The 16,008-nt window shown below is 38.8% G+C and carries 14 protein-coding genes and 1 pseudogene; 4 read left to right on the top strand and 11 right to left on the bottom strand.

Annotated features, from left to right (window positions below; all coding sequences use genetic code 11):
- Window positions 1-73 precede the first annotated feature (73 nt).
- Window positions 74-1,072, top strand: a complete 999-nt coding sequence (locus BLV99_RS09660; RefSeq protein WP_092690075.1) for a zinc-binding alcohol dehydrogenase family protein — start codon at window positions 74-76, stop codon at window positions 1,070-1,072.
- A gap of 20 nt (window positions 1,073-1,092) precedes the next feature.
- A complete protein-coding gene (locus tag BLV99_RS09655; protein WP_002050931.1) occupies window positions 1,093-1,377 on the top strand; it encodes a putative quinol monooxygenase in 285 nt (94 codons plus the stop codon).
- On the opposite strand, the pseudogene BLV99_RS09650 reads toward BLV99_RS09655, so the two are convergent.
- From BLV99_RS09650 to BLV99_RS09600, 11 genes and pseudogenes are all read right to left on the bottom strand, one after another.
- Window positions 1,367-1,623: pseudogene (locus tag BLV99_RS09650) on the bottom strand (recombination directionality factor); the annotation flags it as partial. The gene BLV99_RS09655 and the pseudogene BLV99_RS09650 overlap by 11 nt on opposite strands.
- A 45-nt stretch (window positions 1,624-1,668) precedes the next feature.
- The gene (locus BLV99_RS09645) at window positions 1,669-2,685 is read right to left on the bottom strand and encodes a Fic family protein (protein WP_092690073.1); all 1,017 of its coding nucleotides are present in this window, start codon (window positions 2,683-2,685) and stop codon (window positions 1,669-1,671) included.
- Window position 2,686: 1 nt separating this feature from the next.
- Window positions 2,687-5,785 carry an HsdR family type I site-specific deoxyribonuclease gene (locus BLV99_RS09640; protein WP_092690070.1) on the bottom strand — a complete coding sequence of 1,033 codons (3,099 nt, stop codon included), beginning with the start codon at window positions 5,783-5,785 and terminating at the stop codon, window positions 2,687-2,689.
- Between the two features lie 60 nt (window positions 5,786-5,845).
- Window positions 5,846-6,406 carry a nucleotidyltransferase family protein gene (locus BLV99_RS09635; RefSeq protein WP_092690068.1) on the bottom strand — a complete coding sequence of 187 codons (561 nt, stop codon included), beginning with the start codon at window positions 6,404-6,406 and terminating at the stop codon, window positions 5,846-5,848.
- Window positions 6,407-6,424: 18 nt separating this feature from the next.
- Window positions 6,425-7,030, bottom strand: a complete 606-nt coding sequence (locus BLV99_RS09630) for a restriction endonuclease subunit S (protein ID WP_092690066.1) — start codon at window positions 7,028-7,030, stop codon at window positions 6,425-6,427.
- Window positions 7,031-7,041: 11 nt separating this feature from the next.
- Window positions 7,042-7,770, bottom strand: coding sequence for a restriction endonuclease subunit S (locus tag BLV99_RS09625; RefSeq protein ID WP_092690063.1), 729 nt, complete (start codon window positions 7,768-7,770; stop codon window positions 7,042-7,044).
- Window positions 7,767-9,320 (bottom strand): type I restriction-modification system subunit M, encoded by a 1,554-nt coding sequence (locus BLV99_RS09620; protein ID WP_092690061.1) that lies wholly within the window; start codon window positions 9,318-9,320, stop codon window positions 7,767-7,769. Before BLV99_RS09620 ends, BLV99_RS09625 begins: the two co-directional genes overlap by 4 nt.
- A gap of 186 nt (window positions 9,321-9,506) precedes the next feature.
- Window positions 9,507-10,406, bottom strand: coding sequence for a recombination directionality factor (locus tag BLV99_RS09615; RefSeq protein WP_092690058.1), 900 nt, complete (start codon window positions 10,404-10,406; stop codon window positions 9,507-9,509).
- A 184-nt stretch (window positions 10,407-10,590) separates the two neighbouring features.
- On the bottom strand, window positions 10,591-11,631 hold the full coding sequence (locus BLV99_RS09610; protein ID WP_092690055.1) for a YqaJ viral recombinase family nuclease: 1,041 nt from the start codon (window positions 11,629-11,631) through the stop codon (window positions 10,591-10,593).
- Window positions 11,632-11,785: 154 nt separating this feature from the next.
- Window positions 11,786-12,829: a DUF932 domain-containing protein gene (locus tag BLV99_RS09605; RefSeq protein ID WP_092690052.1), complete on the bottom strand. Its 1,044-nt coding sequence runs from the start codon at window positions 12,827-12,829 to the stop codon at window positions 11,786-11,788.
- Between the two features lie 44 nt (window positions 12,830-12,873).
- On the bottom strand, window positions 12,874-13,161 hold the full coding sequence (locus BLV99_RS09600; RefSeq protein ID WP_092690050.1) for a hypothetical protein: 288 nt from the start codon (window positions 13,159-13,161) through the stop codon (window positions 12,874-12,876).
- 243 nt (window positions 13,162-13,404) lie between these two features.
- On the opposite strand from BLV99_RS09600, the gene BLV99_RS18215 reads away from it, so the two are divergent.
- Together BLV99_RS18215 and BLV99_RS09590 are read left to right on the top strand one after the other, a co-directional pair.
- On the top strand, window positions 13,405-13,557 hold the full coding sequence (locus BLV99_RS18215; protein ID WP_167356320.1) for a hypothetical protein: 153 nt from the start codon (window positions 13,405-13,407) through the stop codon (window positions 13,555-13,557).
- A 203-nt stretch (window positions 13,558-13,760) separates the two neighbouring features.
- Window positions 13,761-15,965: an ankyrin repeat domain-containing protein gene (locus BLV99_RS09590; RefSeq protein ID WP_092690045.1), complete on the top strand. Its 2,205-nt coding sequence runs from the start codon at window positions 13,761-13,763 to the stop codon at window positions 15,963-15,965.
- Window positions 15,966-16,008 lie beyond the last annotated feature (43 nt).

Below are 16,008 nucleotides of genomic sequence, written 5' to 3'. Positions count from 1 at the left end.
TTATTGAATAACATAAAATGGGAGCACTTCGCTCCCATTTTTACTATATTTTTTTAAAGTTGAGGACAAATCTATGAAAGCCGTATCGTATGTTATAAATAACCATGATGATTTTAAAAATTCATTGGTAGATATTGAAAAAGCGAAGCCTACGCTTAAGGAACGTGATGTACTGGTAAAAGTTCAGGCAATCTCTGTGAATCCAGTTGATACTAAAGTGAGAAAAAATTCGTCTGAAGCAAATAATCGTATTTTAGGTTGGGATGCCGTTGGGGAAATTATCGAAGTTGGCTCAAAAGTTACCTCGTTTAAAGTAGGAGATTCTGTTTGGTATGCTGGCGATTTAACCCGAGATGGTAGTAATGCTGAGTTTCAAGCAGTCGATGAACGAATTATCAGTCTTAAACCAATTACAGTATCTAATGCAGAAGCAGCAGCATTGCCATTAACTGCAATAACGGCATGGGAAATGCTGTTTGATCGGTTTCAAATTTCAGAAACAGAAGTTGGCAGTATTTTAATTATTGGTGGTGCAGGTGGTGTAGGATCAATCGCTATTCAACTCCTAAAAGCAAAAACAAATCTGACCGTTATAGCAACAGCTTCACGTGAAGAAACGAAATCTTGGGTAAAATCATTGGGTGCCGACCATGTCATTGATCATAGCAAAGATTTAAATGCACAAATCGAGACACTAGGCATTGCAAAACCAAAATACGTATTCTCTACAAATCATACAGACACCTATATCAAGCAAATAGTTTCTCTGATTGCACCACAAGGCAAGCTTGGATTGATCGATGATCCACAAACATTTGATATTATGCCGTTTAAGACTAAATCTATTTCTATCCATTGGGAGTTGATGTTCACTCGTTCAATGTATGAAACCGATGATATTGAAAAGCAAGGTAATCTGTTGCAACAGGTTGCCCAATTAGTTGACCAGCAAAAAATTAGAAGTACCCTCAACCAAAATCTAGGCAAAATTAACGCTTCAAACTTGGAGAAGGCGCATAAGTTGCTTGAATCAGGTAAATCAAAAGGCAAAATTGTACTAGAAAACTTCTAAAACAAATTCAAGGTGAAATAATGACTATTTCAGTAATTGCGAACTTTAAGGCAAAATCAGATCAAAAAGAGAAGTTAGAAGCGCTTTTAAAAAGTGTAATAGAGCCTACGCTTCAAGAAGAAGGATGCTTGAAATATGAGCTTTATATTAGCGAAAATGACTCGAGTAGATATTTCTTCTTAGAAGAATGGCGTAGCAGGGAGGATTTAGATATCCATATAGCCTCTGATTATATTCAAAGTTTATTTGGTAATATCCAATCGCTAATTGAATCAAGTGATATTATAGAAATCAAAAAAATATAGCCTTCTTGCTCTTTTCATCAATTTGCTTGGCCTGAGTAATGGTATCATTCAGGCCAATACCCTCCCGTAAAGTTAGATCCACGTAGGTTGGCGATAGCTTTGTGTGGTGCTTTTGTCTCTTAAAGTGAGTTGCAATGGTAGGCACGACAGTAAGCCTCATGAAGCTGCACTGTAGTAACTCAATCGTGTAGCCAAGGTTCGAATACTATTAAAGCCAGGGGCTCTAAAGATGAAGGTCCCAAATTCATATGTAAGCACCCATAGGGGATTTATCCACAATTGAAAGTATTGTTATCTTTTTAATCTATATTTTTGCTTCGGACTTTTCGGTTTATCAGGAATGGTACGTTCAATCAAATTTGCTTCTATTGCTGGATTCAAGTAATTCTTTTGGAACGTTGCTCGATGCGTTAATCCAACCAATTGCATCAACTCAGCCAAAGTGTAGTCTTCTTGCTTCATTACTAAAATTAAACGCTGAACTTGGTCGCTCATTTCGTGATGAGCATGTACGTCAGCTTGAGCGATAACATGATCGCCACCTTGAGCGGTATCAGTTGAACTAAGAGTGGCATCTAAAATCATCTGTAAGATGAATTCTATAAACGGGGCTGAATCAGTATGATCTGTACTTGCTTTTAATGCCTCATAATAGGCTTTTTGATTTTGATAAATCAAACTCTCAACAGGGATATTGGCAAAGATTGAATTCCATCGACTTAAAATCAATGTTTGCCATAGCCTTCCCATTCGGCCATTACCATCTGCAAACGGATGGATAAACTCAAACTCATAATGAAATACTGAACTTTGGATTAGTGGATGTATTTCTCTATCATTTAACCATTCTAGTAAATCAGCCATTAAACGTGGAACTTGATTGGCAGGTGGAACCATATGCACCACTCGATCACCTAACATTACGCCCACACCACCATGACGATATTGACCGATTTCATCAATCAAGCCTGTCATTAAAATTTGGTGTGCTTGTAATAAGTCTACTTCTTGGCTTGGCTGCCATTGTTGAAATGCTTCATAGGCTTTAATGGCATTGCGCACTTCCTGAACTTCTTTCGGAGGTGCAATCACAGTCTTACCATTTAGAATCGCCGTGATTTGTTCTGTACTTAACGTATTCCCTTCTATCGCAAGTGAACCTTGAATAGTACGGATACGATTGGCTTTTCTGAGTTTTAAGCTGTCCTGAATTTCCTCTAAAACAGTCAAACGCCCTATATTCTCACTGATCTGAGCAATCAGATGAATGATTTTTGAGGTGATGGTATAAGGCGGTTGGTATTTCATACTAAATTTTACCCCCTACCCCTTTAAACTTTTCAACGAACGCTGCAATTTTTTGAAAAATGCTCTGCTTTTTAGTTAGGTATTGTGGATTTAATGGGCTCATTTTAGGCAGAATAGCATTGAGCTCAGTGCCATTATCACTGGCAAATTCCCGCTTCAGCGAAGTCGCAATATAGCGTCTCGCCGCATCCTCATTCAGGTTCTCGGCACCTATCAATTCTTGTACTTCACGCTGTTGTTCTGCTTGAGCAAAGGTGAAGAAGGTATCAATCACGCTAGCCTTATCACCAATCTGATCTAGGTCTGTTTGATTAATAAAATCGACCAGTAGGCTTTCTTTGGCACGGTTGCCTAGGTTAGCACGGATCACTCGACGCACATCCTCAACTAACGTTGCCTTATCTTTCACCTTTTTATTGTTCTCAAAAATCAGCTCTAGAATGTAATCCAGATTGATTTCTTGTGATTTCAGCAAGTCCACTTCAAAGGCTACATCATCCCAATCAATGGTCGATTTTTCTTTTTGTTCAGCCGATTTTTCCCGACGTAACCAATCACGAATATCATTATAGGTGGAACGATAATCTTGGATTTTTCGTTCAGCTGGCATCTGAATGGTTTGCAAGGCTGACAGATCCTCATCGCTTAAGTAATGTTGGGTCTTGAATACTTCAACTGCCACAAGGTCATTCGTATCAACATTCTGCAAAGCCTTTAGGCTGGCGTATTCATCGTAGTTTTGCAACACATTTTCTACACGCAAGTATTCGCCAAATAATTTAGTAAAGGCTTTTTTATCTGATTCTTTAAAAATTTCATCGGGGTTAGGAAAGCGTTGTTCTAATTCTTTCACAATGTCCACAAAACCGCGCCGTGCATCACCAGTCACCACATCGGTAAAGCCTTCCATGTATTCCTTATAACTTTTTTCTAGCACCACATTCTTAGTGTTTTTATCACCAAATAAAGTAATCGCATCGACGGTCGCTTGCTCTAAATCACGGAAAGTAACAATATTGCCGAATGTTTTGGTGGCATCATAAATACGATTGGTACGCGAATAGGCCTGCATTAAACCGTGATAGCGCAAATTTTTATCTACAAACAAGGTGTTCAGCGTAGGGGCATCAAATCCGGTCAGGAACATCCCTACCACGATCAGCAAATCAATTTCTTTGGCTTTGACTTGCTTGGCAAGATCACGGTAATAATTTTGAAAACCCTTACTATCAACACTAAAATTGGTTTTAAACAATGTGTTGTAGTCAGCAATTGCCGCATTTAAAAACTCTTTTGCACTGCTGTTCATGGCTGAGATATCAAAACTTTCATCCTGGATGTCGCCTACAGCATCTTGCTCCTCATTGGCTGCAAAGGAAAAAATAGTGGCAATCTTTAAAGGCTTGTCACTGTTTTTTTGCAGGTTGTTGAGTGACTCATAATACAGCTTAGCAGCTTCTACACTACTGACGGCAAACATGGCATTAAAGCCCTTACTACTCGCTTGCAAGCGGTGAGTTTTCTGGCGGAAATTATTCAGGATGTAATGGCTAATTTCACGGATGCGGTCGGGATGCAATAAGGCTTGTTTGTTTTCCGCTGCACTGAGTTTTTTCTCATCCTGTTCGGATTCGATGATTTTAAACTGTGGACGTACATCATTGTAGTCCACTTTAAATTTCAGCACTTTCTCATCACGAATCGCATCGGTGATGACATAAGAATGCAACTCACGGCCAAATACGCTGGCTGTAGTTTCAGCACTAAGGGCGTTTTGTGGAAAAATAGGCGTACCCGTAAAGCCAAACTGATAGTACTTTTTAAACTTCTTCTTCAGATTTTTCTGTGCTTCACCAAACTGGCTGCGATGACATTCATCAAAAATAAATACTACTTGCTTGTTATAAATGGGTAAGTCACCTTCACTTTTCATTAGGTTATTGAGTTTTTGGATGGTGGTGACAATGATTTTATTATCATCTTTATCCAAGTTGCGTTTTAAACCTGCGGTGCTATCTGAACCATTGACACTATCGGGCGAAAAGCGTTGGTATTCTTTCATGGTCTGGTAGTCAAGGTCTTTGCGGTCTACCACAAAAAAAACCTTCTCAATAAAATCCAGCTCAGTTGCTAAACGTGCTGCTTTAAAACTGGTCAAGGTCTTACCAGAACCTGTGGTGTGCCAAATAAAACCACCACTTTCGGTATTGTTCCAATTTTTAGCTTGATACGAACTTTGGACTTTCCACAAAATACGCTCGGTAGCCGCAATCTGATAAGGACGCATCACCAACAAGGTATCGCTGATATCAAAAACAGAGTAATGCAGCAGCACATTCAGCAAAGTATTTTTTTGGAAAAAAGTAGCCGTGAAGTCTTTCAGATCTTTGATTAGGCTATTATCGGCCTTGGCCCAGTTCATAGTGAAGTCGAAACTATTTTTATTACGTGTCGTCGTATTGGCAAAATAACGGCTATCAGTCCCATTAGAAATCACAAACAGCTGTAAATATTTATAAAGCGAGTTTTCGCTATTAAAACTTTCTTTGCTGTAACGGTGTACCTGATTAAAAGCTTCACGGATAGCGATGCCACGTTTTTTTAGTTCGACCTGCACCAAAGGCAAGCCATTTACTAAAATGGTGACATCGTAACGGTTTGCATGGCTGCCTTTTTGCTCAAACTGCTTAATCACCTGCACTTTATTACGAGCAACGTTCTTCTTATCTAAAAGGTAGATGTTTTGAATATGCCCATCATCAAAGACAAAATCATGAATATAGTCGTCATGAATCTTGCGGGTTTTATCAACAATACTGTCACTCGGTCTATCCAAATAGATTTCAACAAAGCGTAACCATTCGCCATCAGAAAACTGTACGTTATTCAATGCTTGAAGTTGCTCACGTACATTTGCCAACAAAGCTTTAGCATTGTTTAAAATGGGCAAATATTCATAGCCTTGATTGACCAAGTCCTGAATGAATTCGCGCTCTAAATCCCCTTCACTTTGGTAGCTGTCAACCGCTTGCCATTCTTTGCAATATTTATCTAAGACAATAAAATTGTTAGTTTCGGCAATAGGCTTATAATTAGTCATGGTTTTGATTCCATTGATTTTTGACCGAGAAGATAGGTCCAAAGTGATTTTTAAAATTTTTTAGATAAAATTGCGTTTAAATTTTTCGTGATTTTCAATATTGCTTTGAATATCTTCATGATTCCAAATTTGCAATTCCCAAGGGAAATAAAAATTACTTCTGTTTTTAAAGTAGATATGCAAACCACGATAGCCTTCTTTATCCCGCAAATACCAGTTTTTAAGGTTTAGTTCATCTTGCCAGTCATCCAGCAAATCCATCACGCTCTCAATTTCTTCAGTCGTTAAAATAATACGTGCACCAAAAATATCATTAAGCCAATTGTTTACAGGATATTGGTCTTCACGAGCAGAATAGCGCTGTATTTTGTCATCAATACTTTCACGGGTTTTTACTCGGTAAAAATATTTGATGTCTATATCTGCGGTCATCAAGTAGTCATTAATGCTTTCGTGTAAGGTTAAACGGTATTTATAAATATGTGCAGCAGGCACGTGCCGAATGGTTTTAGAGAGGTTAATTTTCTCAATTTTGCCATATTCAAAATAATCCTTGGAAAAATCACGGTGCAAACGGTTAACTTCGCGAATGAGTTGTTTGACTTGACCAATTTTTTCCATGTTGGTGCTCCACAAATATCAATGTGATGGGATAGATGACTGAGGAAAACTTAATAGCAAATCACGGTAATACTCATACTGTTTTTGGCGTAGCTCAATTTCACGTGGTAAACCTTCAGTAATTGAACTGGTAAAAGTATCGAATTTATCTAAAATAGTGACAATTCGCTTTTGCTCATCAAGGTGAGGAATTGGAACATAAAAAGAAAAGAGTTTACTACTTTCAATAGATGCTACAGATCCGCCTGTTTTCCTAGCTGCCCGCAAAATATCCTCCCCTCTTGATCTAATCATATGTGCAAGGTAACTAGGCATAATATGGTTGTGTGGTATTACAGCTTTCATGTCTTGATTAAGTGCAACAGGTACAGGAATTAGTGCACTTGGCAGTAATTTATCTAAAATACTTGAGCGAACAACTATTGCAATTGAGTTTGCTGGTACTAACTTTGTCGAAGAGTTTTCAATCGCATCTTCGGTAATATAGTCCTGAGCTGAATCAACAATTGGTCGCCCCATATCTTTAGGCGAAACCCATGGGATAGTTCCATTTTCCCAATAATCACTATGGCTTTTAGATGGAGTTCCCCCACCGTACCAAGTACCAACATCTCTCAACGTCATCCATTTAGCCTCTATCCGCCGTCCGCTCTCGTCCGCTCTCGTCCGCTCTCGTCCGAAGGCGATTGTGCTTCGCTCATATCAAATGTCAATAATTTATCTCTAAAATATTGATATTGTTGATTTCTCAGTTTAAGCTCCGCAGTCAGCTCCGCAGTCAGCTCCGCAGTCAGCTCCGCAGTCATAGCAGTAAATGCATCCAAAATTCGTACAATTTCGGCTTGAATTTCAAGGGATTTTTTAGGATTCTCTGGGCTTGGAATGGGGATTTGAAATTTTCTAAAACCATCCATATCTACAGAGGCAAAACTTGACATCGTTGTATTTTTTTTACACCAATCTGCCAATAAAAAACAATAATAAAAAATAAACTTCATATCAAAAACTTTTACATAGCTATCTTTCAAACTTAAATTGGTAAACCTTTGATTTGCCAAATATGGAACAGTAATTAATGCATGTTCACCAATCGTGGCCGATGTTGAAATTATGATGGAATTGGCAGGAAATAATTTCCCCCCTTTTACAGCACTTTCCGAGATTTTTTGTAATGAGTCTCCAAGGATTTGACCATTCTCGCGGATGTCATCCATCCTAAACCACGGAACAGAACCATTTTCCCAAAATTCTTTTTTTGATGTCGATGGTGTATAGCCATTTTTCAAATGAAATATTTCTGAAACTGCTTTCCATTCAACCTGTGCGCCATCAAGTAGCTTTTGCATAAAATCTGTATTACTCATACCACGTCTTCCCCTTCAATCTCTGCCACTATCGCATCAATCTCTTTACGAAGTTGATCAATTTTAGTCACAGTGGTTTTTAACTCGGCATTAAGCTGAAAAATATCCACCTTTTCACGCGTGTCTTTGGCTTCAACATAACTACTCACGGACAGATTATAATCGTTGGATTGAATCGACTCTAGAGGTACAGACTGGGCAAAATGGTCTAAATTGGCCTTGCTGTCAAACACCTCCATGATCTGTTCAATGTGTTCATTTGTCAGAGTATTGGTATTGGTTTCTTTTTTGAATAACCCACCAGCATCTATAAACTGGGTTGTAGTGTGTGTTTTATGTTTGGATAGAACCAGAATGGTGACAGCAATGGTGGTGCCATAAAACAAGTTCGATGCAAGCGAAATGACCGTTTCTACATAGTTATTATCTACCAAATATTGGCGAATTTTCTGCTCAGCACCACCTCGGTAAAAAATACCAGGGAAGCACACAATGGCCGCTCGACCCTTAGCAGATAAATAACTTAAGGTATGAAGCACAAAGGCAAAATCGGCTTTAGATTTGGGAGCAAGTACGCCTGCTGGGGCAAAGCGTTCATCATTGATTAAAGTGGGGTCATCCGAACCAATCCATTTCACCGAATACGGTGGGTTAGACACAATCGCATCAAAAGGTTTGTCATCGCCAAAGTAAGGTTCTCTTAACGTATCGCCTAACTGGATATTAAACTTGTCGTAGTTAATGTTGTGCAAGAACATATTCATACGCGCAAGGTTGTAGGTCGTATGATTGAGCTCTTGTCCAAAAAAACCGTCTTCTATAATGTGAGCATCAAAATGTTTTTTGGCTTGTAAAAGTAAAGAACCCGAACCACAAGCAGGATCATAAATTTTATTGACGCTGGTTTGTTTGTGCATGGCAAGCTGGGCAATCAACTTTGACACATGCTGCGGAGTAAAAAATTCTCCTCCTGATTTTCCTGCATTGGCTGCATAGTTAGAAATCAGAAACTCGTAAGCATCACCAAACAGGTCGATATGACTGCCTTGAAAATCCCCAAAATCTAACCCTGCTACGCCCTTGAGTACAGCAGCCAAGCGGATATTTTTATCTTTGACAGTATTACCCAAACGGTTACTGGTTGTGTCAAAGTCAGCAAATAGGCCTTTAATGTCCTGCTCCGACGGGTAGCCATTGGCAGAACTTTCTATAGCAGCAAAGATAGCAGCTAAGTCAGTATTCAAACTCTCGTTATTATTCGCATTTTTAGCAATATTGCCGAACAATTGACTTGGGTAGATGAAGTAACCCTTGGTTTTAATCGCATCGTCTTTGATATCTGTAGTAATAACTTGGTCAGAAAGTTCAGCATATTTAATGCTGTCGTCACCGCCTTCGATATAACTGGCAAAATTTTCACTAATAAAACGATAAAATAGCGTACCTAAAACATATTGCTTGAAGTCCCAGCCATCAACTGCGCCACGGACATCGTTGGCTATCTGCCAGATTTGGCGTTGCAGTGCTGCGCGTTGTTGGGTACTGGTCATTTACAAATCCTGTAAAAAAAATAAGAATCTAAGTTAAAACGAATATTAACCTATAAGTTAATATTCAAATACAAGATAAATCAACAATTAGACCTGATTACCCACTCATTCATTTAGCATCAGGCAGATATAAAAAATAAAGGGAGCCGAAGCTCCCAAGTTTATCAATTCTGTAATTCAACCATCTTAATTCACCACCCTCACACTCTGCTGCAACCCCTGCTGAATATCCTGCACAAACCCTTCAGGCGAAGCTTGTTGCTCCACTGCCCGGTTCTGTTCTTGTTCCGGATAGTATTCCTCCAGCACCTCTAAACCTTCCTCTATATCCGTCTCAAACCGTGCATTCGCAAAACCTCGTCTGGCGATATGATCCAGTGCCTCCTGATAAAACCCTGCCTGCTTGCTCTGTTCATCAATTTGCTTGGCTTGAGTAATGGCATCATTCAGGCTAATACCCTCCCGTAAAGTAAGATCCACGTAGTACACAGGTTGACGATAGCTTTGCGTGGTACTTTTCCCTCTTAAAGTGAGTTGCAATGGTAGGCACGACAGTAAGCCTCCTGAAGCTGCACTGTAGTAACTCAACCGTGATGCTAAAGTCCGAATACTGTTAAAGCCAGTGGTTCTAAAAATAAATGTTCCCAGTTCATCCGACCCATCTAAATTCACATGCAATCGACCATAAGGCTTGCAATTCCCTCCTTGTGCCATTGGACATAAATCAGGTGAGGGACAGGGATGCTGCTCAACGCCTTGATTGGTGAGTCGCTGACAGGTTTCACCATTGCCTACACAGACAGGGCGTCCTGTTTGTCGATCAAATAAGCTGTACTCCGCCCTTAGATTTAGCTCAGGATCATTGAAGATCATCCGTACTGGAATGGTACGGAGTTTTTGATTCGGTGCTTTACTGCGTAATTGCTCATCGAGTGGATGTTTGATCCACCCCTCCTTGCTTTGAATCTGGGAAGTAATGGTGAACTGATCATCTTTTTCAGGTAGACGTTTACCGTTCTTTTCAACAACTTTACCGATACTGATACGTCCCAGGATCGGTGGTGTAATTGCTAAGCCTTTAATCATGATAATTTTCCTCTAAATAAAATTTTACTGTTGACCCTTTGTTATGTAAGCAAATACAAAACCGTTTAAAGATCAGATGAAATGCAAAGACCGCCATTGTTGGCCTACCGCTCCTTCGAGAGTCGGTAGGTCGGGGGTGGTTTTTTGCGCTTTTTGGAAGATTGGAAATATCGACGTGATGGATTCAGTCATCGGTATAGATCTGAAAACGTCGCGTCCCTGCTTTACTTTGTGGAAACTGCTCAAGCATTTCAGGATGAAGTTTGAGTAAGGCTTTACTGTCTAAGCTGATTGAATCTTTGGATTTCTTCCACGTCACCGAACCATTGGCAAAGGTTGCTCGTTCAGCATCCCTCATCAACATCTGGATTTGATGCTTAGTTTCATCAAAGTTGTTTTGATGCTGTTCAATGTGATGCTTTTCTTGAATCAGTTGAGCAAACAATTGATTGGCTTGTTCGTTATGACTCAAGTCTTCAACAGTCAACGGAATATGTTGTGGATAGAGCTGCTGTATGGCTTTGGCTGCCGATTCACTGGCATCCACATCAGGTGGTGTGTCTTTTTCTACACACTCCCAGAAGTAACGTTCTGCATTGATGATATGCTGGATAACAGATTCGGAGCGCGTCACTTTGAAGATTTTGGTTTCATGTCCACAGATCAGCACACAAACATGTGCTGCTTGTTTGCCTGTCACTGCCAATTGATGTTGTACCTGACACAAGACATATAAAGGCACGCCATCTCGCCAAAGTTTTGCGCCGTACTCACCTGCTGTTTTGCATTCCAGAATTTGGACTTCATTGCTACCAACAATGGAGTAGTCCAGATTGGCAAGCATAAAATGCTTATCAGGATCTGGATGTTGAAGCACCGCATTGATTCTGCGTACCTTGTTATTGGTATGCATGCTGTAGTACTCAGCTACCAATGGCTCTAGCTGCTTACCCCAATATAGAGGAGCTACACCTGAACTTTCATCTTCAATCGATTGTTTGACTCGCCCTGTCTTGATCATCCAAAGTTCGAGCATCGACATATAGGGATTCAATCCACAGGCTGCTGCACAATCACTACTGCCAATGCCTTGTCGTCTGACTTCAAGCCAGTCAGATTGAGTCATATTTTTGGTATTGACCAAGCGTTTTGCTGTAAACAATTTTGGGGCAATAAAGGGTTTACTCGCTTGTTGAATGGATGGGTTTAATATTGCTGTATTCATATCTTACTTCCTCATTTTTATATGGGTGGTGGCAAATAAAGGGCATAAAAAACCACACCCGAAGATGTGGTTTAATTATTTTTAAAATATAAATTTGTCTTTATAATCTAAAGGATAGGTCTAACTTTCCATTGAAAAAACTTAACCTTCTACGCTATGACACCATGCGTAAAGCCTGTTCTAGTCCACGTTGCTTGATCGCTGCTCCGGCACCAAACCAAGCTGAATCGAGTCGATGATCTGTACTCATGGCACGACGCTCGTGGTCAATAAATTCCGTAATCGAACAGAGTAATCCGTAAGCCGTGTCCTTAGACGATGACAGTGTTGCACCCCGTCCCTGACCATTAAACATGTCCATTGCTTTAGTCATCGCCTTGGCATTTGGCTCAGCTTTTTCCTTCGCATTTGACTGTGCTGCCTGAATAGCGACATCACGATAGAACTGAATAATATTGTCCTCCTGATCTGCCACACTCATGCTGCTATTATTGAACACTGCATCGAAGAAAGCAGCGGCTTCACTTTGGGTAACTTTACGCTGTGTCAGTTGTTTCATCTCATACATGTGTTCATCCCATGCACGAACTGAAATACCCAATTGCTGTTTGACCTTATCTGCATCAAACTTGGTGCTATGCGGAACTTTCACTACACCTGCACTACTGTTCTGACCACGTAAAGCAATCGCCAAGGTGTTGTTGCAGACGACACGGATAGAAGTAAATTGTGCTGTTGTCGCAAGCGTACCATCACATGCAGTTGCAAGAAGAATATAGCCATTACTGACATCCTTTCCCTTAAGTGCTGCACTTTGTCCAGTACGTGCCAATGCCCAAAATTTCTTGCCGCCTTTAAGCACACCTGCGGTTTCCAGCTCAAAGCCTGATTGTTCAGTCAGATCACGATAGAATTCTAAGATCTCACGAGGTTGGACTTCCTGAAAGCGTTGACTGACTACTGACAAGGGCGCATGGGTATCAGAACGGTAAAGTACACGCTGTTCTTCATACGGCATGATGATGCTTTGCCCACGTTCATTCTGTGCCATATAACTGACATTGGATGACTCGATACGCCAGTCCATACCTGCCTGTTGTGCCCAGATTTCAATTGGTTGATTTTGACTGAGTTGATTCCCTAGTCCATGCCAAGGGGTTTCACCGACATAAGCCATTTGTTCAAGTTGATGTGTCATCGTTTTATTCCTTTTTTAAATAATGTTCAAAATGGGATCTGTTCTTAATTCAGATATTGGATGGGGAACTTTTGGTAGCAGTTATGACAGAAGCACAAACTTTTCTGCGAAGGTGTGCTTTGCTCTGTAAATGAATTAAACAAACCACCGAGTACAGCTCCTGCAATTCCTCCAACGATGGGAGGCAAGTTCAAAGACTTCGCAACAGTTGTGCCTAAGGCACCTAATGCTGTGGGTGATGCAAGATTTGATAATGTTGAATTTGCTTGTTGTATGTTTGCTTCAACAATCATGATGTCAGTTGAATGACAAAAGGGACAATTCAAGCTCATGACTCGACTCCTAAATTCAAGGCATAAAAAAGCCTGCACGATGGCAGGCTTTAATTTCATATTTTCATGTGTACTCAAAAGAGCTTCATGATTCTCATTAGGATGTTATGTACTTGAAATAATTTAGAATGCTATTCAGCCTACTTAGCTATTTGCATTTTTTCAAAATTTTCCCGCCAATAGCTTTGCTGCTATTTTACTTAACAAAGTCCATATTACCCCTATGCTGTAAAGGAGATAATCATGGCTAATTTATACCAATGTGCAGAATGTTATACAACACTTTATGGGGACGCACTACCTGAGGGTGAGCGTTATAATTATATCGTTAATGGTGACCTATGTGCATCATGCCAAGCTGATCAAGATAATGATTTATATGACGATGATGATTGAAATGAAGTTTTCCAACAACAAAGACATTCATCAATTTATTACCAGACTTCTAAAACAAAAATCTGTTTACTTGTCTAAAGGGAAAAAGCATAACTTTTTAATGATCAACAATAGAAAGTTAGCCATTCCATCTACTCCAAGTGATTTTAGAAGTTTTCAGCAATTCAAACATGACGTAAATCGTTATTTAAAAAGAATCTAACATGCAAACTACAATTTTACACTTCCCTACAGGTGCTGTTCTACTCAGAGAAATAGCAAATCATTTTGGCTTAAAGAATCACACTGGCCTTGCAAAGCAAATAGATGAATATATTGATAATATTCATTATCCACATTATTTTGAAGAATCTTTTATCAAAGCCCTTTTTGATACAAAATATTTTTCATCAAAAACTCAAAGTAAAATGATCCATGCATTCAAAAATACAATGCGAGAATTTTACAATTTTCAATTATTTTTTAGCTTGAATGGTGACTTTCATCAGAAGACTACAAATGACTTTTTGAATCTTATGCTCTCAGTAAAATTCATTCCGATTCTAAAACAGCATTTAGTTTCACTTGGTCTAATACCTAAAAAGCAAAAATCTCATTTCTTGCGTGAATTACTAAAACAAAGTTTTGACTCAAAAAAACTTAATAAAGAACTACAAGACCGATTCCGAGTTTGGGGAAATTTAGAGGAGTTACCTGATCCTCAAAGTTTAGACCTCATTACTAGAAATCATGTACATTTCACTAAACAAGCGGATGTACTATCAATATTATTAATCGCTCGAGCTCTAGATAGTTGTTATAAAAGTGATGTGATGGAGAAGGAAATTTCAGATCAAGAATTTGCTCCGTTTATTCAACAACCTCTGAATCCAGAAAATGAATCTGCGTATATGCATTTATCATTGAATGAGTTCATTTTCTCATCTTTATTACAGCTCCCGAAAGAAAATATCATTCTAGATGAATATAAAGACAATGCAGAAGGCACCTTATCCCGATTACATAAGCGTATTCAAGCTCCATCTGACCAACTTGAGTTCAGCTTAACAAACATCAATTTATTTATAGATATCATTGATCAATATTCAGAGTTTGAAAGTCTTCGATTTAGCGGTTATTGGGCCATGGCACGTTATTACTTATTCACTGGAGAACTGGATAAGGCAATTCAAACCTACATTAATTGTGTGGAATATTGCATTCACTATGATGGACGTAACCTTGAACAGATTTTGACCGATGCTTTGACGGCTTGTTCCTTGCAAAACTCGCCTGACAGTAACATGCTTAGAAAGTTTGCCAATATTGCAATTCGCTATGAATTAAAATTTTCTAAAATTGATTTAAGTTTTGACAATCTACCACAGAAGTTTAAATTAGAAAATGTATTCGAGACTTGGGAACTGAAGACTTTTAGAACACAAGTATATGATATTTTTAATAAAGATTTATTCATCACTGAAGCATTTACTTTTTTAAATGATCTTCCAAATCATAAATTTCTAACTTTGAAAAACAAGATAAGAATTGATCTTAGCCAGCCAAATAAAGTCATCAAAATTGATGATCAAAAAACAGTGAAAATGCCTCAACTGTTACATGCTATTCAATTAAGAGATGTAAATACAGCTAAAGCATTACTTGATGCTGGCGCAGATGTAAACAAATTAAGTAGTAGCAATGACTCTGCTCTGACAATTTGTTTGAATGATCATATCCTTGAATTATCTGATGAGCAAAAACAGATATTAGATCTATTACTAGAGTATGCATTTTCACCTGAAACATTAAACACAGTAACCACTAAAAAATATTTAAGTGCTCTCCATATAGCAGTTCTACTTGGTGATCCTGATTTAGTAAAGAAACTTATTGCTATGGGGACTAATGTCAATCTACTTGCAGATATTGATCACCATAGTCCATTACACCTCGCATTAAAACTTCTTCATCGCATACAAAAATCATTTAGTTTTGAAGACATGATCCAACGAACCTTACTACATCCAGAACAAAGCCAGTACAGCCTATATCAACATTCAGCAGGGAAACTAAATTTAAGCGATGTTTTGAAAAACCTAAACACAACTATGGGTAGGCAAATTGGGGAAAAAGTATTTGAAGTGATGAAACCGAAGGTATCAGCAGAACAGCTTAAAGAAATCATATTTATCCTACTTAATGCTGGCGCAGATGTTAATCAGCCAACAAGGCTACCTCTTTCCGGCTACACTCCGTTTATGCTGGCTTTAGAAAATGATGAATATGAAATTGCGAAATATATGATCGACTATTGTAAAGCTAACATGGAAAGTTCCTATGTAGATCCACGTAATGGTGAATTGGTATTTCCTTCTGACATTATGAATCACTTTAAATCAATACAGTGTAAGCAACTGATTAATTAATATAAATCTACCGCACCGCCTAGGGTTAGATATCATAAATATC

The organism is Acinetobacter kyonggiensis (assembly GCF_900107285.1).
In the GTDB taxonomy this organism is placed as follows: domain Bacteria; phylum Pseudomonadota; class Gammaproteobacteria; order Pseudomonadales; family Moraxellaceae; genus Acinetobacter; species Acinetobacter kyonggiensis.
The sequence above is the reverse complement of the archived record's forward strand: the minus strand, read 5'-3'. Positions and strand labels throughout refer to the sequence as shown.